We start from the raw sequence: 24,435 nt of genomic DNA on the forward strand, positions 1-24,435 counted from the left end.
CTGCGTCACGCTTCGGGCCTGCACGACCCAGGCGGAAAGCGATTCCCACGGGACGAAGATAGGCTCGGTATGACCGCGGGGGACGAAGCAAACTTCGCGGCGTTGACGGTTAAAGCGGGTGGGGATGACTTCTTTGTATTTGCATAGGTTGTTGAAGGTAATTGCGAGGTAGATGGTGAGGGAAAAGGCGGCGGCCCATCCCCCCATTTCCAAGCCCCCTCGAATCAGTTGCAGCGAAAACTCGGTGGCCTTCTCCAATCCTCTTCCTTCCACAATGGAAAGTAACCAGTCAAGTACGGGGAAGAATAAGCCAAAAAACCAGATTGCCCAGAAAGGTGTTCCAAGGCCCATCTGCCAAGCGAAAACAGCGGGCAAGCCGACTCCAAAATCCAGATATCCGTCGTTTACTTCTCCCACGGCGCCGCCGTAATCCTGCGCCGGTAGCTTGGTGGGTAATGGCAATGGGGCCAGATAAGTTACCTGACCAGTCGGGAATGCCTCCAGCATGCCAGCGCGGGGAGCGTGATTGATGGGCGGCGGCCCAGCAATGTCTTCTGCCATCTTATTTTTTCACCTCTGGCATGAGGTCGGGATGGATAGCGAAGTACTCGCATTGTTCTCCCAGTGGATCAAGGTCGACCGCCGGGAAGTCGCCGCTTTCGCCAAACACCGGGAAGCAAACCTCATACACGTTGGCTTCGTGTTGCCCCTTTAAAGTGATGGGGCCTTTGTGGCCACGCGGCGTTATATGAGGGTGGGTCATGCAGGCTCCTTGCCTTGGGCTGGCGAATCGAGGAAGCCAGGGTCCAGATGGCGGAGCGCGTACGACGTGAGTCCGACCCTGAGCGAGGGCGGGAGAGTGGCTGATGAGCGGCGGGCGCTCAATGCATGGAAGAGGGTTTGGGAAATGCCTTACAAGAAATGTCGAAAGTTTTTCCGGCGCAACAGGTCGTGCTACCGGTTTTGCTCAGAGCTGCGGTGATTTCTAAGGCAGCGGAGCAAACGGCGTACGCCCTTCAGCTGTCTGCAGTTCCAGCAAATACTTGCGGAAAATCTGTCCCAGCACCTGAGTGGCGACTTCTAGCTCGTCGCGCTGCATGTGCTCGGAAACTTCGTCGGCGGCGTCCAGTGCGTCTTCGGAACCGTTGACCGAGGCCATCTTCAGCACGATATACGCCTGAATGTTATTGGCCTGAACACCTTCACCCTTGGAGAACATCAGGCCGAGCTGGTATTGCGCCTGCGCGTGCCCCTGCAACGAAGCCTGCTCGAAATAACCGAGTGCTTTGGGCAGGTCGCGTTGCGCGTGTTTACCGTCGTGGTAAAACTCGCCCAACTCGTATTGTGCTTGTGCATCCCCGGACTGCGCCGCTTGCTCACACGCCGAAAGCGCAGCAGGCAGGTTGTCTGGCTGGGTATTGAGGGTGCAACGACCCACCGCTGGGATTAACAACGAGTTGCCGCCTGCATTCGCCAGCAGGGGATGAATAAGCAACAGGCAGCCCAATGCAAGGGTGCGGCCGGTGCGGTTCATGGGAGTCGACTTACCTCTGAAAAAGGTGCGGGCGTGCCCGTCCAGCTAAACGTGCTGGCTGCGCATTATGAAATAAGCGAGGCCAACCTTACAAAGTCTTTACTGTTTTTCTGCTGCGCGGGCTTGAAAAGCCCGTGTTTACGGGGTGTATCCCCTGTAGGTGCTGCCGGAGGCTGCGATTGGATGTGATGGGTACACCATGATCGCAGCCTTCGGCAGCCCCTGCAGGGAGTTATTTACGCCTTATTTCAACGCCGCAAACGCTTTTTCGGCCGCATCCAGCGTCAACTTCAACTCTTCTTCGCCATGGGCTATGGAGGTGAAGCCCGCTTCGAATGCACTTGGCGCCAGGTACACGCCGCCTTCGAGCATCAAGTGGAAGAAGCGCTTGAAGCGATCAGCGTCGCTGGTCATTACGTCATTGAAGGTCACGATTTCTTTGGCTTCGCTGAAGTACAGACCGAACATGCCGCCCGCCTGGGTGGTCACGAATGGAATGCCGGCTGCATCGGCACGTTGTTGCAGGCCTTCGAGCAGGCGACGGGTGAAGTCGCTCAGTTCATCGTGGAAGCCCGGACGGCTGATCAGGCGCAAAGTAGTCAGGCCAGCAGCCATGGCCAATGGATTGCCGGACAGCGTGCCTGCCTGATAGACCGGGCCAAGCGGGGCGATGTGCGACATAATTTCGCGCTTGCCGCCGAAGCAGCCGACGGGCATGCCGCCACCAATGATTTTGCCGAAGGTGCTCAGGTCTGGCGTTACGCCGTAATAGGCCTGCGCGCCACCGAGGGCTACGCGGAAACCGGTCATGACTTCGTCAAAAATCAGCACCACGCCATGCTCATCGCACAGATCGCGCAGGCCCTGCAGGTAACCCGGCGCAGGCGGTACGCAGTTCATGTTGCCCGCAACCGGTTCAACGATGATGCATGCCACTTCCTGACCCACTTCGGCCAGCAGTTCTTTAACGGCGTCCAGATCGTTGAACGGCACGGTCAGCGTGTGCTTGGCGAATGATGCGGGTACGCCCGGCGAGCTTGGCACGCCGAGGGTCAGCGCGCCGGAGCCCGCCTTGACCAGCAGGCTATCGGAGTGACCGTGGTAGCAGCCTTCGAACTTGATGATGCTGTCGCGGCCGGTAAAACCACGGGCCAGACGGATGGCGCTCATGGTCGCCTCGGTGCCCGAGCTGACCATGCGGACCATTTCCATCGACGGCACGATTGAGCACACCAGGTCAGCCATCTCGGTTTCCATGGCGGTTGGCGCGCCATAGGACAAGCCGTGTTCCAGCTGACTGCGCACGGCATCCAGCACTTCAGGGTGGCTATGGCCGAGGATCATCGGACCCCACGAGCCAACGTAGTCGACATAGCGCTTGTCGTCTTCGTCAGTCACGTACGCACCGACCGCGTGCTTGAAGAACAACGGCGTGCCGCCGACACTTTTGAAGGCGCGTACGGGCGAGTTCACGCCACCGGGAATGTGTTTTTGAGCATTGGCGAACAAGGTTTCAGAACGGGACATGAGCGAGTCTCTTACGTAATCGAAATAGGGCCGGGCGCGGTCAGTTTTTGGCGAGCAAGGCGTTGAAGGCGCGGGCGCGGCGAGTGACTTCCTGGGTATTTTCGGCACCGAACAGGCCGTTTACCACGGCCAGCAGATCGGCACCGTGCTCAACCAGTTGCGGAGCATTTTCCAGGGTGATGCCGCCAATGACAGCAATCGGCATGTGGAAGCGAGCCCGAGCTTGCGCCAGAACGTCCAGCTCGATGGCGGGCGCGTCGGGCTTGGTAGTTGAGTTGAAGAAGCGTCCGAACGCAATGTAAGTCGCGCCGTCGGCTTTGGCTTTTTCGGCCATCTCAAGGCTACCGTGACAGGTCGCGCCGACAATAGCCTTATGGCCTAGCAGTGCACGGGCATCGGTCAGCGAGCCGTCGGTCTGGCCCATGTGCACACCTACATCCAGGCGGGCAGCCAGATCGGCATCGTCGTTGATGATCAGATGGGTCTTGTACTGTTGGCAAAGTTTGAGCAGCGCCGTGGCTTCGCGCAGTCGTTTGGATTCATCGCCAGATTTGTCGCGGTACTGCAGCAACGTGACGCCGCCATCAAGGGCGGCTTCGACGTAAGACAGGAACTTGCCAGCCAGCAGGCGACTGTCGGTAACGGCATACAAGCCACGTAGTTTCATAGATAGAGCCTCATCACGTGGCGTTACGAACAGAAATCCAGGGGTAGGCGACGGGGAACAAATTGTCCTTTACCTAGCTGTTCAGCATCGCGCAGCGTGCGCCAAGTGTAGTCGAGCGCGGTCTGCACGGCGCTGATCAGGTTTTCACCCTGGGCCAATCGCCCCGCCAGGGCACTGGCCAGCGTGCAGCCGGATCCGTGATAACTGCCGGGCAGACGCTGGCAGATAAAGGTGAGTGTTTCGCCGCCACGGATATACAAGCGGTTGTGGACTTCCACTTCGTCGCCATGGCCGCCGGTGATCAACAGATGCTCGCAAAAAGGCAGCAGCTTTTCGGCGCATTCGTCAGCCGTCCCTTCCGGCAGCTCTGCGAGAATTCGGGCTTCCGGCAAATTAGGCGTAGCAATGGTTGCCAGCGGCAGCAAGCGCTCACGCATGGCATAGCCGACTTCGTCTTTGCCCAGCCGTCCACCGCCGCCCGCGCGTAAAACCGGGTCGCAGACCATCGGCAGGTGAGGATTCGCTTCAAGCAGCCCCACAACGGTATCAACCATTTCCAGCGAGCCAAGCATGCCCAGCTTCACTGCGGCGACAGTCGAGTCGTTGAGTACAGCATTGGCTTGCGCCAGCACCCATTCGCGATCCAGCACCCTGAAGTCAGTAACATTCACGGTGTCTTGAACGGTCAAGGCAGTGATTGCCGGGGCCGCGTGGCAACCCTGAGCGAGCAGCGCTTCGATATCTGCTTGCAGACCGGCACCACCACTTGGATCGTGGCCGGAGAGGCAGAGGACAACAGGGCGGGAGCTATAGATATTCATGGTGCGCGAGCTTACCACTAAACTTTTTTTGGCACCGCTCAGCGGACTCGGAATTTTCATACAGCCAATAGAGACTCAGAGCCGATATTCAGCGCATGAATTTACTTCGTAAACGCACCATCTGGCTGTAAGTGCCGGAATAGAGCCTTCTGCAGGTTTCCAGAAAATAGTGCATAAGACCTTTAGGCAGCTATGCTTTAACGCGTTGGCATGAAATAGTGATGGCACGAACCCGGTACCGCTGTGTGAAGTGAGCAGGCCTGCGTAATCAGGTCCACATTGAGATAGTTGCTTCAGGCTGTCTGAAGCTACTCTAAAAAAATCAGGAATCGCAGAAAGCGTCGCTCCAATGGAAGGGGGCCAGCGACGTCAACTGACGGATCTATCCGGGGCTTTATGCGCTATTTGTTGATCATGCTGGTCGCCTTGTTGTCGCAGCTAGCCAGTGCCGTCGAATTCGATGAAAGCACTCGCAGTCTGGCGTTAGGCCGAGCAGTTCAGGTGTTTGAAGATGTCAGCGGCGAAGCGACCATCAGTGATGTCAGCTCTGCGGCGATGTCAGCGAGTTTTCGAACCCTCGACAGCGACACCCTCAACGCCGGCTTTTCCAACTCTGCCTTCTGGCTCAGGGTTGATTTGCGCTACCTGCCCAGAGACGTAACTGCCCATCGTGACTGGATGGTTGAGCTCGCCTATCCGCCCATGGATTACGTGGACTTTTTCCTGCCCGATGCGATCGGTACCCAGCACCTCGCCTGGCAGACCGGGGATATGCTGCCGTTCTCCAGTCGGCAGATCAAACAGGCCAATTACCTGTTTGAGGTCAGCCTGGAGCCCGGGCAAAGCAAAACCATTTACTTGCGTGTAAAAAGTGCCGGTTCGATTCAGGTCCCGCTAAGCCTTTGGGACAGCAGTGCGTATCTGGAAGAGCAACCGCCTCGCATGTATGTGCTGGGTGTGCTGTATGGCGTACTTCTGGTGATGCTGATCTACAACCTGTGCATCTATCTGGGTGTGCGTGACGTCAGTTACCTCTACTACGTGCTCTACATCGCTCCCCTTGGGCTTTATCAACTGGCGCTTAACGGCATTGGTGTCGAATTTCTATGGCCGGAAAGACCCTGGCTGGCCAATGTCGCGCCGTTGTTCCTGCTGATGATGTCGGTCCTGTTTGCTTGTCAGTTCGCCCGTTCTTTCCTGCAAACCAGGAAAATCGGGCTTTGGCTTGATCATTCACTGGTGCTGGTAATGTCAGCAGCAGGCGTGGTGATGCTGTTGAGCTTGTCACCTAATCTGAACCTGGCGTTCCGTCTGTACGGCGGGTTGATGCTGATTTTTACCTCGATGATCTTTATCGCTGGCATCGCTGCGATGTGTCATGGGGTGCGCGAAGCTCGTTACTTTGTCCTCGCCTGGACGGCATTCTTGCTGGGCAGTGTGATTCACGTCGGCATGCTGGCGGGCTATCTGCCGCATACTTTCCTCACCATGTACGCCAATCAGATTGGTTCGGCCATGGAAGCTGCCCTGGTTTCCATGGCTTTGGCTGTGCGGATCAACCAAAGCCGCGAAGAGCATGCGCAGATCATGCGCGAGGCTCGAGAAAACCTGGAGCGTGCCAATCAGCAACTGGCAGCAAGCAATCGGCTCAAGGATGAGTTCCTTGCCTCGCTCACTCATGAGCTACGGACCCCAATGAATGGTGTGATCGGCTCGTTGGAGTTGATGCAAACCGTGGAACTGAATCCCGAGCTTGCTTCGTACCATCAGACCGCTGCCAGTTCTGCGCAGGACATGATGGGCATGGTGAACGGGATTTTGACCCTGACTGAGCTGCAAGCAGGGCGTTTGCATGTGGTTCCTGAGCCGTTCGATTTACGCTGCCTCATTTATGGGCTCAAGAGTCAGTTCAACGGCGCTGCGCAAAGCAAAGGGCTCAGATTTCTGGTTGAGTGGAACGAGCCGCTGCGAACCGATCTGATCGGGGATGCCTACAAGTTACGCCAGTGCCTGGAGTGCCTGCTGGAAAACGCTATCAAGTTCACCCAGTCCGGCTCGGTCCGAATTCGCGTTCAGGAGCAGGCTCAAGGCGAAGGCCAGGTGCAGCTGTTGATTGAGGTGATCGATAGCGGCATTGGCTTTAAGAGACTGGATGAGTCGACGCTCTATCAACACTTCTTTCAGGTGGACGGTTCATTAACTCGCCAGTACGGCGGGCTGGGTATTGGGCTGGCGATCTGTCGGCAACTGATCGAGTTGCACGGTGGACGACTTAGCCATAGTTCTGCGCCGGGCGAGGGCAGTTGTTTTGCGCTCAAAGTGACGCTTGGATGTGCGGCGCAGACTCCCTCGCTCGCATAAGGGCCTATAAAACTACGCTGCAGTGGTTGACCAACCAAGGCAAAAGCGCCGTCAATTCGTCATGTATGGCACTTTTTAAAGCGCGATGTGCGTGATTCACTTCATGTCTGGCTGTGTTGAAGCGCGCCCGACAGAGAGGTAATCGCCATGAACCTGCATCAGTTCGCCGAAACCCACGAAGTCACCAATCAGCCGCCCTCTCTGGACGGCGCGAATCTCTACCGTATCGATCTGCCGCTGCAGCAATGGTCTGAGCGTTTTGGTGCCGGTTGGGCTCAGGGTCGCATTGACGCGTATGGTGCCCTGGCGGGCGGGCCATTGATGGAGGCGGGGTTTCTCGCCAATCAGAACAAACCGGTGTTTGCCAGTCATGATCGATATGGGCATCGCATTGACCTGGTGGAATTTCATCCGGCCTACCATCAACTGATGCGCACGGCGGTGGAGCACGGTATCCCGTCGTTACCCTGGACTGATCCACAACCCGGCGCCCATGTTGCTCGGGCCGCCATGAGCTATCTGCACAGTCAGGCCGAAGCCGGTAGCGGGTGCCCGCTGACCATGACCTTTGCCAGTGTGCCTGCGTTGCGCGTGCAGCCTGATCTCGCGGCCCAGTGGCTGCCGAAAGTCCTCGCCCGAGAATACGACCCACGAAATGTAGGAATGGCGCACAAGGCCGGTGTGACCATCGGCATGGCCATGACCGAGAAGCAGGGCGGCACCGATGTTCGCGCCAATACCACGCGGGCATATCCCATTGGCGCGTCAGGTCCGGGGCAGGCTTATGAGCTGGTCGGGCATAAATGGTTTTGTTCGGCGCCGATGTGCGATGCGTTTCTGACGCTGGCGCAGACAGACAAAGGCCTGACGTGTTTCCTGCTGCCACGCCATCGCCCGGATGACACCCGAAACGAGTTCTATATACAGCGCCTGAAGAACAAGCTGGGCAACTGGTCCAACGCCTCAAGCGAAGTGGAGTTGCGCGGGGCATTCGCCTGGATGATGGGTGAAGAAGGTCGAGGCGTGCCGACCATTATCGAGATGGTTGCAATGACCCGCTTCGACTGCATGGTGGGCTCCAGCGCCCTGATGCGTCAGGCCTTGAGTCAGGCCGCGCATCATTGCGCTCACCGCAGTGTTGGTGGTCGAGTGTTAGCCGAACAGCCGCTGATGCAGAACGTTCTCGCCGATCTGGCGCTGGAGAGTGAAGCGGCGCTGGCCTTGAGCATGCGCATGGGGCGCGCCCTGGATCATCTGGACGATCCGCACGAGGCGCGTTTTGCCCGGTTGGTGACGGCAGTGGGCAAATACTGGATCTGCAAACGGGCCCCGGCCATGATCAATGAGGCGGCGGAGTGCATGGGCGGCGCGGGGTATGTCGAGGACAGCATCCTGCCACGGCTTTATCGTGAAGCACCGGTCAACTCTACGTGGGAAGGCTCCGGTAACGTGCAATGCCTGGACGTGCTGAGGGCGCTGTCCAAGGAGTCGGGCGTGCTCGATACCCTCTTCGCCGAATTGGGTGATGGGCATGGGGATCAGGATCTGGCCATGCATATCGACGGTTTGAAAGCGGCCTTCCGGGACACCGGTGATATTCAGTACCGCGCCCGGCAGCTAACCGAAGACATCGCCCTGGCTCTGCAGGCCAAGCTGCTGCTTGAGGCGGGCAATGCGGCGGTCAGTGATGCTTTTATTGCCAGTCGACTGGCGTCGCGAAGTGCGGTGTATGGCACCTTGCCAAGAGGCGTTGATGTGCAGGCGCTGGTCGCAAGATCTACCCCGATGATTGGGTGAGGCACATAACCCGTGGTGTGCACCGGACCTGTGGGAGCGAGGCTTGCCCGCGATAAGGATGAGTTGCTCTATCTGATGCACCGCAGCGCCTATATCGCGGGCAAGCCTCGCTCCAACAGGAATTACTGATGACGTGGGGCCGGCTTCAAATGGGAAGAGGCCTGTACAGTCACTATATTTTTATCGATCGATAGGTCGCCTTCCCGGCTAAAGCCGGTCCCACGACAATTCTGCACCTGAGTCTTCCGCACTACGCCACTAGTGCCTTCCCTTCACGATGCAGGCAAGATGGGCCACTGCAAGATCAGAAGGATACCAATCGTGACTGAAACCTTTATTGTCGTTGAAACGCCCGAACAAGCCGTGGATCGCCTTGCTGAACTGCACGAGCGCGCTACCAGCGCGTTGAGCCAGGCGCTCAAGCGCTATCTCAAAGACCGGGTCGAGCCTGATGCCGATCAGCGTTCCCTGTTCCGCTATCCAGAATTGCGCCTGACTTATCACTGTCAGGGCGAAGTACCGCTGACCACTCGCGCTTACGCCAAGGTCCAGTTGCCTGGCAACTACAGCGTGACCGTGACTCACCCGGCCGCCTTCCGTAAATACCTGCTCGAACAACTCGGGCCATTGATGAATGACTTCACGATTACTGTGGAGGTCGGTGTCAGTGAGCAAAACATCCCGTATCCCTATGTGGTTGAACAGGGCGACGAGTTGGCCGGTTCTGGCGTAACGGCCGCAGCGCTGGCGCGGGTTTTCCCCAGCACTGATTTGTCTGCCGCCACTGATGGCATCGCTGATGGTCTGTACGACTGGGCCAACACCGATCCGTTGCCGCTGGCCTTGTTCGATGCCGCCCGCGTGGACTTTTCCCTGCGCCGTCTGGTGCATTACACCGGTAGCGACTGGCGTCATGTGCAGCCGTGGATCCTGCTGACCAACTACCACCGCTACGTTGACCAATTCATCGTTCACGGTCTGGAAAAACTGCGCGAAGACCCACGTTTTGTTCGCATGGTCCTGCCCGGTAACGTCATCGTCGAAAAGAGCATGGATCACGGCGAGGCGCAGGCCATTGTCGCCAGTGTGGTTTGGCATCGTTATCAAATGCCGGCTTATCACTTGATAGCTGAAGACGGTCATGGCGTCACGCTGGTCAACATCGGCGTGGGCCCGTCCAATGCCAAGAACATCACCGATCACCTGGCGGTGCTGCGTCCGCATTGCTGGCTGATGATCGGCCACTGCGGCGGCCTGCGACAATCCCAGACTATTGGTGATTACGTGCTGGCTCACGCTTACATGCGTCGCGACGGGATTCTTGATCGCGTGCTGCCGCCGCATATTCCGATCCCGGCGTTGGCCGAAGTGCAGTTGGCCCTTCAGGAGTCAGCAGCGCAAATTACTGGCGAGCGTGGCGATGACCTGAAAAAACGCCTGCGCACCGGTACTGTTCTGACCTACGACGACCGTAACTGGGAATTGCGCTGGGCCCAGGAACGTCCGCTGATCAACCTGTCCCGAGCGGTGGCTGTGGACATGGAAAGTGGCACGATTGCGGCTCAGGGTTATCGCTTGCGCGTGCCGTACGGCACGTTGCTCTGTGTTTCGGACAAGCCGCTGCATAGCGAAATCAAACTGCCTGGTTCAGCCAACGCGTTCTACGAGCGTGCGGTCAGCCAGCATTTGAAGATTGGCATAGCCGCGCTGGACCTGATGCGCACCCAGCTCAACTCGCTGCATTCGCGCAAACTGCGCAGCTTCGATGAGCCGCCGTTCCGTTAAGTGTTTGGTATTTGCACAAGGGGCCACTAAAGTGGCCCTTTCTGTTTCCGAATACCGAAATCCTCATGTCCCGTATCCAGCGTCCCCCTGCTCGTCGTCCCGCGCCAACCAGCCCCGGTGCTGGCCGTCGTGTCGCCAAAGCCCCGCCCGCCGAGCCAAAACTGATCCTGTTCAACAAGCCGTTCGACGTTCTGACTCAGTTCAGTGACGGAGAAGGGCGGGCGACGCTCAAGGATTTTATCGAGATCCCCGGCATCTATCCGGCCGGACGACTGGATCGGGACAGCGAAGGGCTGTTGCTGCTGACCAACGATGGCCAGCTTCAGGCGCGTATTGCAGACCCCAAACACAAGCTGCCTAAAACCTATTGGGTGCAAGTCGAAGGTGAACCAAGCGCCGAGCAGTTGCAGCAATTGCGTGACGGCGTGCAACTCAACGACGGTCCGACGCTGCCCGCTCAGGCACGGCAACTGGACGAGCCACAACTCTGGCCACGCGACCCACCGGTACGCTTTCGTAAAAGCGTGCCGACCAGTTGGCTAGAGTTGATCATCAAAGAAGGCCGTAATCGCCAGGTCAGGCGCATGACCGCTGCGGTAGGTCTGCCGACATTAAGGCTGGTGCGGGTGAGGATTGGCGACTGGACGATTGAAGGGCTGGATCAGGGGCAATGGCGGGAAGTGCCTGCGAGGTTATAGCGCGGGTTAGAACTTGTGGGAGCAGAGCTTGCTCGCGATATAGGCAACGCGGTTTAAAGTGAATAGCGTCCAGCTCTATCGCGAGCAAGCTCTGCTCCCACATAGACCGCGCGATTCCGTAGGACCGGCTTCAGCCGGGAGGACGTCGGAGCATTCGCTAAATATCCTTCGCCTGAAATACTGCCATCCCGGCTAAAGCCAGTCCTACGGGGCGGGATCAGTACTTGCAGGCAAAAATAGAATCTCCCATATGATGAAACTGCATCAGCTCTCCAGATAAGCAATCACAACGGTCTTGATCACAAACGCCATGATCCCCAGGCCCAGCACGAAGAACAGAATGAGGGTGCCGAATCGTCCTGCCTTGGACTTCTTTGCCAAGTCCCAGACGATGAAGCCCATAAAGCCGACCAAAAGGCTGATGAGGATCGTCATCATCCATTGTTCGAAAACTTCAGGCTCCATGACTAATCTCCAACGAGTCAGTTGCGCAGGTGCACCAGGGGTAGTTCGGTGCTGGCCAGAACCTGATTGAGCACAAAGCTCGACTTCACGCTGGTCACACCATCGATACGGGTAAGGTGCCCTAACAGCAGTTTCTGATAATGATCCATGTCAGCCACCACGACTTTCAACTGATAATCCGCATCCATACCCGTCACCAGGCTGCATTCGAGCACTTGAGGCAGGTTACGAATTTGCGCTTCGAAGTTTTCAAAGCGGTCAGGCGTGTGTCGATCCATACCTATCAGGACATAGGCGGTCAGGTTCAGACCGAGTTTTTTCCGGTCCAGCAGCGCCACCTGTCTGACAATGTAGCCGTCGTCTTCCAGTTGTTTTACGCGTCGTGAGCAAGGCGACGGAGACAGACCGATACGCTCAGCCAGTTCCTGATTGGAGATGCGCGCGTCACGCTGCAATTCCGCCAAAATGCTCAGGTCATATCTGTCGAGTTTGCTCACGAGGTTCCCCTTTCTAGGTTCGATTGCGCCGAATTATTCATCCGAAGTTAAAAATTGCGCAAGTAATGTTTTATCCGGCAACTTTAGCAATCCTGTGCTGGTGCCTCAGGCCTATGCTTTTAAACAGAATCACTGCCCGGACATAGCGTCCAGCGCGGCTCGCCCAATCAGGCCAGCTGCGGCCTCCAGCCCAATAGGGTTGGCATGGCCCCCGGGCTACATACTGTCCAGAAGACGGCATGAGGTGAGCCGACGCCACAAGCGTTGAGCCAGGACGAAATTCCCGAAGGGGGACCGCGAGGTCCCCCTTTTTCTTTGTGCGCAATTTCTTTGTACGGGATCGTGTTCGCATTAGTAGCGCGCTGATAGCATGCGGCGAACGGCGCTTCAATAATGCAGTCTTAACCACATACATCCGGCGCCCCTGTGAGGAAAGCATGAAATCGCGTATCTGGCATTTGGCAGGCTTGAGCCTGTTATGGGTAAGCATCAGTACTCAGGCATTGGCCGGGGATGACGCGCCACGTGATCAGATTCGCGGCAGCTCGGGCGGGCAGCAGCGCGAGCAACCCAGTGCCTCACAGCAATTGCAAAACCAGCAGCGCCAGAACCAGCAACAAATTCAACAACAGCGCGATCAACAGCGGGGAGTGGAGCGCCAGCAGGATCAGCAAATGCGTAATGTTGAGCGCCAACAGCAACAGCAGATTCAACAACAGCAGAACCAGCAACGTCAGGTCGAGCGGCAACAGCAGCAACAAATCCGCGACGTCGACCGTCAGCAACAGCAGCAAATCCAGCAGCAACAAATTCAGCAGCGTCAGTCTGAGCGCCAGCAACAGCAGCAATTCCAACAGCAGCAGAATCAACAGCGGCAGTTGGAGCGTCAGCAACTGGAGCAGCGTCAGAACAACCTGCCGATTCAGAGTGGTCCGGGCGAAGCGCGCCAGACCCAGCCGCCGCGCCAGGGGTATTATCAGGACAACGGTTATCGCGGCAGTCGGGGTGATAACCGCCCGAATGATCACTGGACCGGCCGCCCTGATGGTCACGGCAATGGCTGGGGGCCAGGCCCGCAATATCGTCCGGGGCATGTAACCGATCGCGTGCCGGGCAGTTATTCCCGAGTCCCGTATCGCGGCCTGGATTACTACTACTCGGACGGTTACTGGTACCGCCCTCAAGGCCCGCGTTACGTGATCGTGACGCCACCCTATGGCGTACGTGTGCGCAGCTTGCCGGCTTATTCTCAGGAAGTATGGATCGGCAGTTCCCTGTTCTTTCTGGCTGCCGGGACGTACTACAGCTACCAGAACGATACACAGGACTATGTGGTCGCTTATCCGCCGCAAAACGTCGAGCCGGTTTATACGCCGCCCATGCCAGCGTCCAGTCCGTATGACCCTATCGCCTATCCAAACAATGGGCAGAGCGCCGAGCAGGTTGCGCAGGACAAATACGATTGCTATCGCTGGTCAGTAGAACAGAGCAGCTTCGACCCGGCTGAACCGAATACCAACAACGCGCCGGCGATGATTCAGGTCTACCGTCGTTCGATGGTGGCTTGCCTGATGGGACGCGGCTACACCATCAATTGAGGCATCAACTGATTCAGACTACGGCTGGGCGCACGACTTCCTGCGGGTCGGCGTGCACCAGCACCTCGGCCTTCGGGTATTCGCTGTTGATCGCCGCCGCTGCCTGGTCACACAAGCTATGGGCGACAGACAGCGTCAGGCTGCCCGGCAATTCCAGATGCAGTTGCACGAACCAATGGTTGCCGGAGATCCTGGTGCGCAGGTCGTGAGCACCGAGTACGCCGGGCACACTGCACGCCAGCTCCAGCATCCGTGCGCTGACATCTACTGGCAGTTCTGCATCCATCAGCACCGAAACGGTTTCTCTGGCGATCTGAAAAGCGCTCCACAGGATGTAAAGGGAAATACCCAGGCCGAACCAGGCGTCCAGTTGCTGCCATCCAAACCACGCCAATACCAGCGCCAGCAGAATGCCCATGTTCAGCAGCAGGTCTGAGCGGTAATGCAGCGAATCGGCGCGGATCGCGGCAGAACCGGTCTCCTTGATCACCTTGTGCTGAAAGGTCAACAGGGCGAAAGTCAGTGCCAGTGACAGCAGCATCACGGCAATGCCCAGACCTGGCGCGCCAATCGGTTCCGGATTCTGAATCCGTTCGACAGCCTGAAAGCCGATCAGGCAGGCGCTGACCGCAATGAACAGCGCCTGCGCCATGCCGGACAGCGCTTCCGCCTTGCCATGCCCATAACGGTGATCGTCATCGGCAGGGCGCAGCGCGTAATGCACCGCCAGCAGGTTCAGAAATGAAGCTGCGCCATCAAGCAAAGAGTCGGTCAACCCGGCAAGCAGACTGACCGACCCGCTGAGCCACCACGCCACTGCTTTGGCGATGATCAGGGTACTGGCGACCGCCAGCGAAGCCCGGGTTGCCAGACGCAACAGGCGGGCGTGTTCGAGGCTGGTGCTCATGGTGCTTCCTTCAAATTACAGTCAGGCCGACGGCGCGAGGCCCAGCGATGCCAGTTGTTGCACGCTGCCACGATGCTGGATCAGACGTGGATCGTTCAGTGGCAGCGAGCGGCCCAGTTCGGTTTCCAGAATGGCTTGCAGCTTGCTGTTGTCGACGCTGCCATCGGCGTTCACTGCCGGCTGCAGTTTTTGCGGGTCGATCTGCGCGCTCTGACCGTGCGGGAAGTAAATCGCGCCCGTGGCGAAGTCGACACCGAAGGCGATCAGGCCTGGGATTACATAGAACAGCAGGCCGACAGCGTCGAGCACGGCAATCGCCGGGTCAATCTTGCCATCGATCTGGCCGCGACGATCGGGATAGAAAATGCTGCCGCATGCGGTGAGTTGGGTCAGCAGAGTAGCGACCACGACGCCGCCGATTAAACGAGAAGGAATGCGCATGAACATCTCCAGGAGTTGAAGTGGCAACTATACAAGGCAAATAACGCAGAGCTATGACTATTGCGTGGGTCTGCAGTTCTCGGCGCAACTGATCAGGCCGAATCCTGTAGGAGCTCACCGAGGTTACGAGGCCAGCGATAGCGGTTTGTCTGACCCACCGCCAGCGCTGGCCTCGTAACCTCGGTGAGCTCCTACAGGTGTAGTGTTTGCCTCCACACCGTGCCCGTTCATCCATGATTTACTCGCCCATCCATGCACTGCATATTGCTCACGTATTCAAAAGGAGACGAACAATGACAATCAGGATTTTGATTTTGCCGGGCCTGTTCAATTCAGGTGAGGCTCACTGGCAGTCGCAGTGGGAGCGGCAGTTCCCTGACCTGCACAGGGTTGAGCAACAGGATTGGGAAACCCCGGTTGCAGCGGATTGGGTTGAACGTCTCAATCAGGAAATCACGGCAACTGACGGTGAAGTCGTGCTGGTCGGCCACAGCCTGGCCTGCACTCTGATCACTCGTTGGGCCCAGCAATATCCTGAGGCGCACAAGGTGCGCGGCGCCTTGCTGGTGGCACCCAGCGATACCGAGGCAGACAGCTATCCATCGGGCACGAGCGGCTTTACGCCGATGTCGACGCAACGCCTTCCATTCAAGACGATCACGGTAGCCAGTACTGACGATCCTTATGTCACCCAGGAGCGTGCACGTTTCTTCAGTGAAGCGTGGGGCAGCGAATTGGTCTGGCTGGAAAACGCGGGTCATATCAACGGCCAAAGCGGATACGGGCCTTGGCCGGAAGGCCTGGAGTTGTTGTATCGACTGACGGGCGACGCTCGTTTTCAACTCAAATAACGCTTGAATGGGTCATAGCGGATTTAATGCCGTCGGCACGTATAATCGGCCGCCTGTTCTGGAGCCGCCATGATTTCCCTGCCCATCGATGCCGTTATACCCGACCTGCGCCAGGCGCTGTCCGAGCGCCATGAAGCGGTGCTTGAGGCTCCGCCCGGCGCAGGCAAGACCACTCGCGTGCCGTTGGCGCTGCTTGAGGAAACCTGGCTCGCCGGGCAAACCATTCTCATGCTCGAACCGCGCCGACTGGCAGCGCGGGCAGCGGCCGAGCGACTGGCCAGCGAGCTGGGCGAAAAGGTGGGTGAAACCGTTGGCTACCGCATCCGTCTGGAAAGCAGGGTAGGCCCCAACACACGCATCGAAGTGGTCACCGAAGGTATTCTGACCCGACGCTTGCAGGATGATCCGGCGCTGGAGGGCGTTGGTTTGCTGATCTTCGACGAATTTCATGAGCGCAGCCTGGATGCCGATCTGGCCTTGGCCCTGAGCCTTAACGGCCGCGATCTGTTCCGTGACGAGCAACCGCTTAAGATCCTGCTGATGTCGGCCACTCTGGAGGGCGAGCGGCTTTCCAGTTTGCTCGACGATGCACCAGTGGTGCGCAGCGACGGTCGGATGTTCCCGGTGCAGATGCAGTGGGGCCGACCGTTTCAGCCCGGCGAATTCATCGAGCCGCGGGTAGTGCAAACGGTTCTGGATGCGATCAACGATCAAAATGGCAGCCTGTTGGTCTTCCTCCCAGGACAGGCGGAAATTCGACGGGTCAATCAGCAACTGGCGGATGCCTTGGGCTCGCGCCCCGACATTATGTTGTGCCCTTTGCATGGCGAACTGGATCTGAACGCCCAGCGCGCCGCCATTGAACCTGCCCCCAAGGGCATTCGCAAAGTAGTGCTGGCAACGAATATTGCCGAAACCAGCCTCACCATCGATGGCGTGAGAGTAGTGATCGACGCCGGGTTAGCAAGGGTCCCGCGTTTCGATCCGGGCAGCGGCATGACCCGCCTCGACACGCAGCGGATCTCCCGTGCCAGCGCGACTCAGCGCGCCGGTCGAGCCGGGCGGTTGGAGCCGGGTGTGTGTTATCGACTGTGGTCCGAAGCTCAACACGAGCAACTTGCTGCGTATGGCGCAGCGGAAATTCTTCAGGCAGATCTCGCCGGTTTGGCCTTGCAACTGGCGCGCTGGGGCGTGACGCCGACGCAACTGGTCTGGCTCGACGTCCCACCCGCTGCGGCTTATGGGCAGGCTCAGGATTTATTGGTCCGTCTGGGCGCGCTGACCCGTGAACCGGGGCAAGAGCACAAACTTACTTCTCACGGTCAGGCCATGGCCGAGCTTCCGGCCCACCCGCGTATCGGCCATTTGCTATTGCGCGGCCAAGCGTTGGGCCTCGGCAGTCTGGCCTGTGACGTTGCGGCCTTGCTGGGCGAGCGCGACATTTTGCGCGGCGCCGGTGCCGATCTGCACAGTCGCCTGACGCTGCTCGATGGCAGTGAGCGCGCTGCGCGTGGTGCCCAAGGCGGCGTGCAGCGGGCTAAACAACTGGCTCGCCAATATCGCGGCTATCTGCGCGGCGCTGCGACTGCGCCGGTGAGCGATCCAGACCATCCGCGCTGGCTGGGCGCGTTGCTGGCGCTGGCCTATCCCGACCGTGTTGCGCAGCAGCGTAAGGCGGGCGGTGCTGAATACCGATTGGCTAACGGTCGGGCAGCCTTATTTGCCGAAGTCGATGCGTTGATGAAGCAGCCGTGGTTGGTAATCGCCGACCTCGGTAGTCGACAGGGCCAGCGCGAAGAGCGTATCTATCTGGCGGCCGAGTTCGATCCGGAATTGTTTGATTCTGTGTTGGCTGAACAAGTGGTTCAGCTTGATCAACTGGACTGGGACGAGCGCGAAGGTGTGTTCCGTGCTGAACGCCAGCGCAAGGTGGGGGAATTGATCCTCAGTCGCGAGCCGCTGACCGGGCTGGATGAGTCTGCCAAAGGTCAGGCGCTGCTGGCGTTGGTGCGGCGTAAAGGTCTTGAACTGTTGCCGTGGACGCCCGAGCTGCGCCAATGGCAGGCGCGCGTCGGTTTGTTGCGTTCGCTGGATCTTGAACAAAAAGGCAGCAGCGAATGGCCGGATGTCAGTAACGCCGGTTTGCTGGAACGGCTGGAAATCTGGCTACTGCCGTATCTGGGCAAGGTGTCGCGGCTCAGCCATTTCAGCAATCTGGACTTGTCGTCGATCCTGCATAACCTGCTGCCTTGGCCGTTGCCTCAACGTCTGGATGAGCTGGCGCCGCATCACTTGAGCGTGCCGTCCGGCTCATCGGTACGGCTGGATTACAGCGAACACCCGCCGATTCTCGCGGTGCGCCTGCAAGAGCTGTTTGGTCTGGCCGATACACCGCGCATCGCCAACGGGCGGCAGATCGTCAAACTACACCTGCTGTCTCCCGCCCGTCGCCCGGTGCAGGTCACGCAAGACCTGGCCAACTTCTGGCGCAGCACGTATGCCGAGGTGAAAAAGGACTTGAAGGGCAGATACCCCAAACACTATTGGCCGGATGACCCGCTGATTGCCGAGCCGACAGCGCGGATCAAGCCGAGGAAGTAGCTGCCCGTGAGTGTTCTGAACGCCCCCGGAATTGATTGGAATGCTGCTTTCTGTGGGAGCGGTGCTTGCCCGCGATAAACGATAACGCGGTGTGTCTTCAAGCTGCGTCTCATGCATCGCGTGCAAGCACCGCTCCCACAGGTACCGAGTTCTGCTTAGAGAGTTTTCAAGGCAACACCGGCAACAAAAACCGTCCAATAACCGGCAGGTGATTCGAGATCAGCAACGTGTCTTCCTGCCGCACGCTGGCCCCCACTCGCTTGAGTCGCGGGCTGTAGAACAGGTAATCCACAGTGCGATCAGGGCCATTGAGGCGCGGGTCATTGGGGAAGTGCGTAAGCCATTTCGAACGATCAATACCGCCGACTTCGACGTTGTTAGGGATCATCGGGTATTTGTCCCACAGCACGTGCAACTGGCTGTCGGGCTGATACAACGAGCGTTGCTCAACAGGCAGGCGCTGATACTGACCCAGCGGCAGCAGATTGAAATCCCCGCCGATCAACCAGGGCGTGCCGGTGGCTTCGAATTTGTCGAGCAGCTTGCCGGTCGCCTGGACCTGACGCTGCATGGCGTCGTCGCCTTCGATAAAGGGCTCAAGATAGGTGTTGATCACCGCCAAATGACCGCCATCGCGCAGCGGCAGGTAACTGACCAGTAGTGCTGGTTTGCGCTGGAATTGGCGACTGATCAGGTTAGCGTCGCGAATCGGCAGCTGAATGCGTTCGGCCCGGTCGATCTCGAATCGGCTGAGGGTCGCGAGTTTCATGCCGACGCTGCCTGCGATGTGCGGATTGGGGACGAAATCGGCTTTCCAGTAAAACGCCTCCGAGCTGCATGGATACAGATCGGTGACGCGCTCTTGCAGCAACGCCAGCTGATCGTCGTAGTCGGTGTTCTTCGCGCCGTCGTTCACTTCCTGCAACAGGACGATGTCCGGCTGTTCGTCGCGAATCACCCGGGCGACTTCATCGAGATTGAAGGCGACATCTTCTGGCGTAGGCCGCTCGTCCGGGCCGCTGCCATCGGTCATGTCATACCAGAACACGTAACGCTTGCCCGCCAGATACTGGATGTTCCAGGTCATGACCTTGAGCGCTTGCCCCGGTATCAAGCGCGGTGCTTTATCCGCAGGACTACAGGCGACAGGCAGTTCTTCACGAGGAGCAGGGCGCCAGGTCAGGGTGTAGACCAGCCCTAGCAGCACGCCGGCCAGCAATACAAGAATCAGCATGAAACGGATCAGGCGGCTCATTAGCTCGGCTTAGAACGCGCTGCGTTCAGTCAGAAGTTCGCGTTGCAGGGCTTTCAAAAAGTGCAATCCCGAGCATAGCCGACTGGAAGATGATTGGCAGCCTTCCTCTCGGTTACTCCAGCTCTTCGGGTTGTTCAGGTGGTTCGTTGAGCAGCATGAACAGGCGAAACATCACCACACTGGTGAACAACTGCAGGAAGCTGCTGACGACGTTGATCAGCAAAGTGGCCGCTGCGTTCTGTGGCTCAGGCAGCAGGAAGTAGGCGATACCTTCAAGCAGCGACAGCGGAATATAGATACACAACACGCAGGTCAGGATGCGCACGAAATGGCCGTTGCTCATTTCGAAGCTTGCGCGCATCGCCATCAGCGGCGTCAGGCCGCGCAGCACCAACAGGTATTCCGCGAACACCAGTTTTACCATCACCCAGATGCCGGGAACGATAAACAGTGACAGACCAAACATGATCAGCAGTGTGCTCAGCGCCGAGAGCACTGCGAACGTCGGCCACATGCGCAGCGCCATGGCCAGCAAGTCACGCGGTCTCGGCTGATCGCCACCACGGCTGCGTGCATCCATAAACAGGATCAGTGCACAGGTGTAGAGCGGGTAGAACAACAGGCCGATCAGTAATTCGTAAGCCGATGATGAGTTGGCCGTCAGTGAGTTGCTCAGCGCCTGCTTGGCCAGTGCCTCAACGATGACCAGCGGCAGGCACAGCGCCAGAATGCTCGTCAGGTTGCGCCGAAAAAAATACAGGGAGTCGGTAAGAATAGTCAGCGGGTTCATTAGTATCGGGTCGCAAAAAAAGCAGGCGGTCACTTTAGCTGGCTAACCATGCACCGGCCAGAGCCTTCTTAACATTTGCGACTGTCTATTGAAACGCCCTGGATTAGCCCCATTACCTTGCTTACGCGTGGCTATCCGGCCAGGCGAAGATTTTTAACGGCAATCTAACGAGGTCGCCATGAACAGCGAAGAGCAAACCCTGATCGATGGTCTTTTCAGCAAACTGAAAAGTGCCGAAACCGGTTCGGCCCCCCGTGACGTCGAGGCTGAAGCCAGGATCAAGGAGCATCTCAACCAGCAACCCGCCGCGCCTTATTACATGGCGCAGGCGATTCTGGTGCAGGAAGCGGCAGTCAATCAGCTCAACCAGCAGGTCAAAGAGCGCGACGAGCAAATCCAGCGTTTGCAGGCTGAACTCCAGCAGGCGAAGGCCCAAGGCTCTTCGGCTCCGGCGCAGGGCGGTGGTGGTTTCTTGTCGAGCATCTTCGGTGGCGGTGGTAATCGCCCACAGCCTCAGCCGCAGCAGTCCTTTTCCCAGCCGCCAGCGTCCTCCGGTGGCGGCTGGCGCGACGGCGGCCCGTCCAGCCCTGCGCCTTACAACGCGCCGCAAGGTAATTATGCTGCGCCGCAGCAACAGGCTCCGAGAGGCACCGGCTTTCTGGGTGGTGCGTTGCAAACCGCAGCGGGTGTCGCCGGCGGTGTAATGCTGGCGCAGGGCCTGAGCAGCATGTTCGGCGGTCACAACCAGCCTGAAGAAATTGTTGAGGTCATCAAGGAAGAGCCTGCCCAGGTTGCAGATCATAGCCCTCAGGATTCAGGTGGTGGCTGGAACGATAACCAGGAGAGTGTGACCAGCAACGATTCATACGGCAGCGATCAAGGCGGCTGGGATGATGGCGGTTTTGATGGTGGGGATGATGATTCGTTTGTTTGATTCAGCTATCCAGATGTATTTCCAGGAGGCGTTTTACTCAGACACCCACCTGCCGCGCTGAAATACGGTACCTGTGGGAGCGGTGCTTGCCCGCGATAAGGTCCATGCAATCTAGCGCGAACCGCATCCGGCCTTATCGCGGGCAAGCACTGCTCCCACAGGAGACCGCATTTCTTTGTTGGAGCGAGTGGCCGCCAATGCCCGGGCCATCCACGAAACTGGCATACTAAGCGCCGATTCAACTTCTGAATCGGCGTTGTCGTTTGGCTGCGCTGCTGCGTCATGAGGATTACCGGTGAAGAAAATCGCTGTGTTCGCCGATGTACAGAACCTCTATTACACGGTCCGTCAGGCCCATGGTTGCCATTTCAACTACGCGGCGTTGTGGGCGGATATCAGCAAGCGTGGGGAAATCGTCGAGGCTTACGCCTATGCCATCGACCGTGGCGACAGCAAGCAGCAGCAATTCCAGCAAATCCTCCGCAACCTCGGTTTCACCGTCAAACTCAAGCCGTACATCCAGCGCAGCGATGGCTCGGCCAAGGGTGACTGGGATGTGGGCATCACCATCGATATCATGGACGTCGCGCCACAAGTCGACGAAGTGGTCTTGGCGTCCGGCGATGGCGATTTTGATTTGTTGCTGGAGCGCATCATCAGCAAACATGGTGTCGAAGCGGTTGCCTATGGCGTGCCGGGGCTGACCGCCAACTCGCTGATCCGCGCCGCCAGCCGTTACGTGCCCATCGAGGGCGCGTTGCTTTTACGTTGATTTTTTAAGGGTTCAGGCACGTGTTGGAACAAGTAGCGGTCATCGACTTTGAAACCACCGGTATTTCTCCAGGCCAAGGCTGCCGTGCCACGGAGATTGCCGTGGTGATCATGGAGCAGGGGCGCATCGTCGATCGCTTTCAAAGCCTGATGAACGCGGGTGTGCGGATTCCAGGATTCATTGAGTCTCTGACCGGCATCAGCAACAGCATGATTCGCACTGCGCCCTCGGCCGAGCGGGTCATGAGTGACGTGGCTGATTTCGTCGGCACGATACCGCTGGTGGCGCATAACGCCTCGTTCGACCAGAAGTTCTGGGATTACGAGCTGTCGCGCATCGAGCGCAACCGCCAACAAAGCTTTGCTTGTTCACTGCTGTTGGCGCGACGCCTGATGCCGGCTGCGCCCAATCACAAGCTTGGCACCCTGACCAGCTATGCGCGCCTGCCCAATACCGGCAAGGCTCACCGGGCCATGGCTGATGCCGAGATGGCTGCCAACCTCACCGCCTATCTGACCCATGAACTGCGTCACACCCACGGCCTTTCGACGATTTCCCACCAATTGCTCTGCACGCTGCAGAAAGTGCCCGCGGCGAAAATCAGCGACGCCATCAAGCGTCAGCGTGGCTTTTAAAGGCGTTCTCTCCAGCCTCTACAGCGGATTGAGCCGGACTAATGGCGAAAGCCGCAGGCGGTGCAGGCCGGAATAGTCCGGACAGGGTAAACTGCGCGCCATCTCGCGTGATTTATCTACGGTATTCCAATGACATTCGCCACACTCGGCCTGATTGAACCCCTGCTGCGCGCTCTTGAGACGCTCGGCTACCAGACTCCCACGCCTGTTCAGGCGCAGGCGATTCCACCGGTCCTGGCCGGGCGTGACCTGATGGCCGCAGCCCAGACCGGTACTGGCAAAACTGCCGGTTTCGCCTTGCCGCTGCTGCAACGCCTGATCATGGAAGGCCCGAAAGTCATGCCCAACTCGGTGCGTGCGCTGGTGCTGGTGCCGACGCGTGAGCTGGCCGAGCAGGTTCACGAGAACATTCGTCAGTACGCCGAACACCTGCCGCTGAGCACCTATGCCGTCTACGGCGGCGTGAGCATCAATCCGCAGATGATGAAACTGCGTAAAGGCGTCGATGTGCTGGTGGCTACACCGGGTCGCTTGCTCGATCTTTACCGCCAGAACGCGGTGAAGTTCTCCCAATTGCAAACCCTGATCCTCGACGAAGCGGATCGTATGCTCGATCTGGGCTTCTCCGAAGAGCTGCGCGATATCTACAAGGCCCTACCTAAAAAACGTCAGACGCTGCTGTTCTCTGCGACCTTCTCCGACGCCATTCGCCAGTTGGCCGCGCAGATGCTCGATGACCCGCTGACCATCGAAGTCAGCCCGCGCAACGTGGCGGCGTCCTCGGTCAAGCAATGGGTGGTAACGGTCGACAAGAAGCGCAAGCCTGAGTTGTTCATTCACCTGCTGAAAAAACTGCGCTGGTCTCAGGTTCTGGTGTTCGCCAAAACTCGAGTTGGCGTTGATCAATTGGTGGATCGCCTGCAAGGTCTGGGTATCAGTTCTGACGGTATCCACGGCGATAAGCCACAGGCTACTCGTCAAAGGGCACTGGATCGCTTCAAGGCCAGTGAAGTGCAGATTCTGGTGGCCACCGATGTTGCTGCGCGCGGTCTGGATATCGATGATTTGCCAACCGTGGTCAACTTCGATCTGCCGATCGTCGCTGAAGACTACATTCACCGCATTGGCCGCACCGGCCGAGCAGGTCTGACGGGTGAGGCCATTTCGCTGGTGTGTGCTGACGAAGTGGAATTATTGTCGGCGATCGAAACCTTGACTCGTCAGACATTGCGTCGTGAGGAAGAGCCGGATTTCGAACCGGAACATCGTGTGCCGACCACCGATGCCAGCGGCCAGATTCTGAAGAAACCGAAAAAACCGAAGAAACCCAAAACCTCCGGTGGCGGCAAACGTAACCTGGGCAAATGGATCGACAGTGGCGACGCTGCGCCAGAAGCGCCATCGGCCAAGCCCGTGCGTAAAGTCCCGGTGTTCAACACAGGGCCGCGCAAGAAAAAACCTTGATGTAAATAAAAGAGGGTATGAGCGACGCCTTACCT

The 24,435-nt window shown here is 58.3% G+C and carries 22 protein-coding genes and 1 pseudogene; 11 read left to right on the forward strand and 12 right to left on the reverse strand.

The genetic code is table 11. The features are described 5' to 3' along the window. From AUC60_RS13035 to AUC60_RS13060, 6 genes and pseudogenes are all read right to left on the reverse strand, one after another. Window positions 1-561 (reverse strand): annotated as a pseudogene (locus AUC60_RS13035) (hypothetical protein); the annotation flags it as partial. Between the two features lies 1 nt (window position 562). Then, a complete protein-coding gene (locus AUC60_RS13040; RefSeq protein WP_087267693.1) occupies window positions 563-763 on the reverse strand; it encodes a hypothetical protein in 201 nt (66 codons plus the stop codon). A 222-nt stretch (window positions 764-985) separates the two neighbouring features. Beyond that, window positions 986-1,534 (reverse strand): tetratricopeptide repeat protein, encoded by a 549-nt coding sequence (locus AUC60_RS13045; protein ID WP_087267696.1) that lies wholly within the window; start codon window positions 1,532-1,534, stop codon window positions 986-988. A 243-nt stretch (window positions 1,535-1,777) separates the two neighbouring features. Continuing rightward, window positions 1,778-3,061, reverse strand: coding sequence for a glutamate-1-semialdehyde 2,1-aminomutase (gene hemL / locus AUC60_RS13050; protein ID WP_087267699.1), 1,284 nt, complete (start codon window positions 3,059-3,061; stop codon window positions 1,778-1,780). Window positions 3,062-3,101: 40 nt separating this feature from the next. Beyond that, complete coding sequence (thiE, locus tag AUC60_RS13055; protein ID WP_087267702.1) at window positions 3,102-3,728, reverse strand: thiamine phosphate synthase; 627 nt, start codon at window positions 3,726-3,728, stop codon at window positions 3,102-3,104. A 23-nt stretch (window positions 3,729-3,751) separates the two neighbouring features. After that, window positions 3,752-4,549, reverse strand: coding sequence for a hydroxymethylpyrimidine/phosphomethylpyrimidine kinase (locus tag AUC60_RS13060; RefSeq protein ID WP_087267861.1), 798 nt, complete (start codon window positions 4,547-4,549; stop codon window positions 3,752-3,754). 396 nt (window positions 4,550-4,945) lie between these two features. Here AUC60_RS13060 and AUC60_RS13065 point away from each other — a divergent pair, with 396 nt between their 5' ends. The 4 genes from AUC60_RS13065 to AUC60_RS13080 all read left to right on the forward strand — a co-directional run bounded on the left by AUC60_RS13065 (window position 4,946) and on the right by AUC60_RS13080 (window position 11,190). Beyond that, entirely contained in the window at window positions 4,946-6,910 is a 1,965-nt protein-coding gene (locus tag AUC60_RS13065) for a sensor histidine kinase (protein WP_087267705.1), read from the forward strand. A 147-nt stretch (window positions 6,911-7,057) separates the two neighbouring features. Beyond that, on the forward strand, window positions 7,058-8,707 hold the full coding sequence (locus AUC60_RS13070) for an acyl-CoA dehydrogenase family protein (RefSeq protein WP_087267708.1): 1,650 nt from the start codon (window positions 7,058-7,060) through the stop codon (window positions 8,705-8,707). A 288-nt stretch (window positions 8,708-8,995) separates the two neighbouring features. Further along, entirely contained in the window at window positions 8,996-10,492 is a 1,497-nt protein-coding gene (gene amn / locus AUC60_RS13075; RefSeq protein WP_167384338.1) for an AMP nucleosidase, read from the forward strand. A gap of 65 nt (window positions 10,493-10,557) precedes the next feature. Next, entirely contained in the window at window positions 10,558-11,190 is a 633-nt protein-coding gene (locus tag AUC60_RS13080; RefSeq protein WP_087267714.1) for a pseudouridine synthase, read from the forward strand. 264 nt (window positions 11,191-11,454) lie between these two features. Here the strand turns inward: AUC60_RS13080 and AUC60_RS13085 are convergent, their stop codons facing one another. Then, the gene (locus AUC60_RS13085; protein WP_087267717.1) at window positions 11,455-11,655 is read right to left on the reverse strand and encodes a DUF2788 domain-containing protein; all 201 of its coding nucleotides are present in this window, start codon (window positions 11,653-11,655) and stop codon (window positions 11,455-11,457) included. A 17-nt stretch (window positions 11,656-11,672) separates the two neighbouring features. Further along, entirely contained in the window at window positions 11,673-12,152 is a 480-nt protein-coding gene (locus AUC60_RS13090; RefSeq protein WP_027901835.1) for an Lrp/AsnC family transcriptional regulator, read from the reverse strand. A 437-nt stretch (window positions 12,153-12,589) separates the two neighbouring features. Between AUC60_RS13090 and AUC60_RS28025 the strand changes: the two genes are divergently transcribed. Further along, window positions 12,590-13,750 (forward strand): DUF6515 family protein, encoded by a 1,161-nt coding sequence (locus tag AUC60_RS28025; protein ID WP_193441860.1) that lies wholly within the window; start codon window positions 12,590-12,592, stop codon window positions 13,748-13,750. 13 nt (window positions 13,751-13,763) lie between these two features. On the opposite strand, the gene AUC60_RS13105 is transcribed toward AUC60_RS28025, so the two are convergent. Together AUC60_RS13105 and AUC60_RS13110 are read right to left on the reverse strand one after the other, a co-directional pair. Continuing rightward, window positions 13,764-14,657 carry a cation diffusion facilitator family transporter gene (locus tag AUC60_RS13105; protein WP_087267723.1) on the reverse strand — a complete coding sequence of 298 codons (894 nt, stop codon included), beginning with the start codon at window positions 14,655-14,657 and terminating at the stop codon, window positions 13,764-13,766. 21 nt (window positions 14,658-14,678) lie between these two features. Then, on the reverse strand, window positions 14,679-15,098 hold the full coding sequence (locus AUC60_RS13110; RefSeq protein WP_087267726.1) for a polyribonucleotide nucleotidyltransferase: 420 nt from the start codon (window positions 15,096-15,098) through the stop codon (window positions 14,679-14,681). A 293-nt stretch (window positions 15,099-15,391) separates the two neighbouring features. Here AUC60_RS13110 and AUC60_RS13115 point away from each other — a divergent pair, with 293 nt between their 5' ends. Then, entirely contained in the window at window positions 15,392-15,949 is a 558-nt protein-coding gene (locus tag AUC60_RS13115) for an RBBP9/YdeN family alpha/beta hydrolase (RefSeq protein ID WP_087267729.1), read from the forward strand. A 69-nt stretch (window positions 15,950-16,018) separates the two neighbouring features. Beyond that, on the forward strand, window positions 16,019-18,550 hold the full coding sequence (gene hrpB / locus AUC60_RS13120) for an ATP-dependent helicase HrpB (protein WP_087267731.1): 2,532 nt from the start codon (window positions 16,019-16,021) through the stop codon (window positions 18,548-18,550). Between the two features lie 166 nt (window positions 18,551-18,716). Here the strand turns inward: hrpB and AUC60_RS13125 are convergent, their stop codons facing one another. Together AUC60_RS13125 and AUC60_RS13130 are read right to left on the reverse strand one after the other, a co-directional pair. Beyond that, window positions 18,717-19,805, reverse strand: coding sequence for an endonuclease/exonuclease/phosphatase family protein (locus AUC60_RS13125; protein ID WP_087267734.1), 1,089 nt, complete (start codon window positions 19,803-19,805; stop codon window positions 18,717-18,719). Window positions 19,806-19,917: 112 nt separating this feature from the next. Next, window positions 19,918-20,595 carry a YciC family protein gene (locus tag AUC60_RS13130; protein WP_087267737.1) on the reverse strand — a complete coding sequence of 226 codons (678 nt, stop codon included), beginning with the start codon at window positions 20,593-20,595 and terminating at the stop codon, window positions 19,918-19,920. A 178-nt stretch (window positions 20,596-20,773) separates the two neighbouring features. On the opposite strand from AUC60_RS13130, the gene AUC60_RS13135 reads away from it, so the two are divergent. From AUC60_RS13135 to AUC60_RS13150, 4 genes are all read left to right on the forward strand, one after another. Next, entirely contained in the window at window positions 20,774-21,529 is a 756-nt protein-coding gene (locus AUC60_RS13135; RefSeq protein ID WP_087267739.1) for a DUF2076 domain-containing protein, read from the forward strand. Between the two features lie 295 nt (window positions 21,530-21,824). Further along, entirely contained in the window at window positions 21,825-22,301 is a 477-nt protein-coding gene (locus tag AUC60_RS13140; protein ID WP_027902939.1) for an NYN domain-containing protein, read from the forward strand. 23 nt (window positions 22,302-22,324) lie between these two features. Continuing rightward, window positions 22,325-22,936, forward strand: coding sequence for a 3'-5' exonuclease (locus AUC60_RS13145; RefSeq protein ID WP_167384345.1), 612 nt, complete (start codon window positions 22,325-22,327; stop codon window positions 22,934-22,936). Window positions 22,937-23,065: 129 nt separating this feature from the next. Beyond that, window positions 23,066-24,400, forward strand: coding sequence for an RNA helicase RhlE1 (locus AUC60_RS13150; RefSeq protein ID WP_087267745.1), 1,335 nt, complete (start codon window positions 23,066-23,068; stop codon window positions 24,398-24,400). Window positions 24,401-24,435: the final 35 nt, after the last annotated feature.

Origin of the sequence: Pseudomonas caspiana, assembly GCF_002158995.1 — a bacterium.
GTDB lineage: Bacteria > Pseudomonadota > Gammaproteobacteria > Pseudomonadales > Pseudomonadaceae > Aquipseudomonas > Aquipseudomonas caspiana.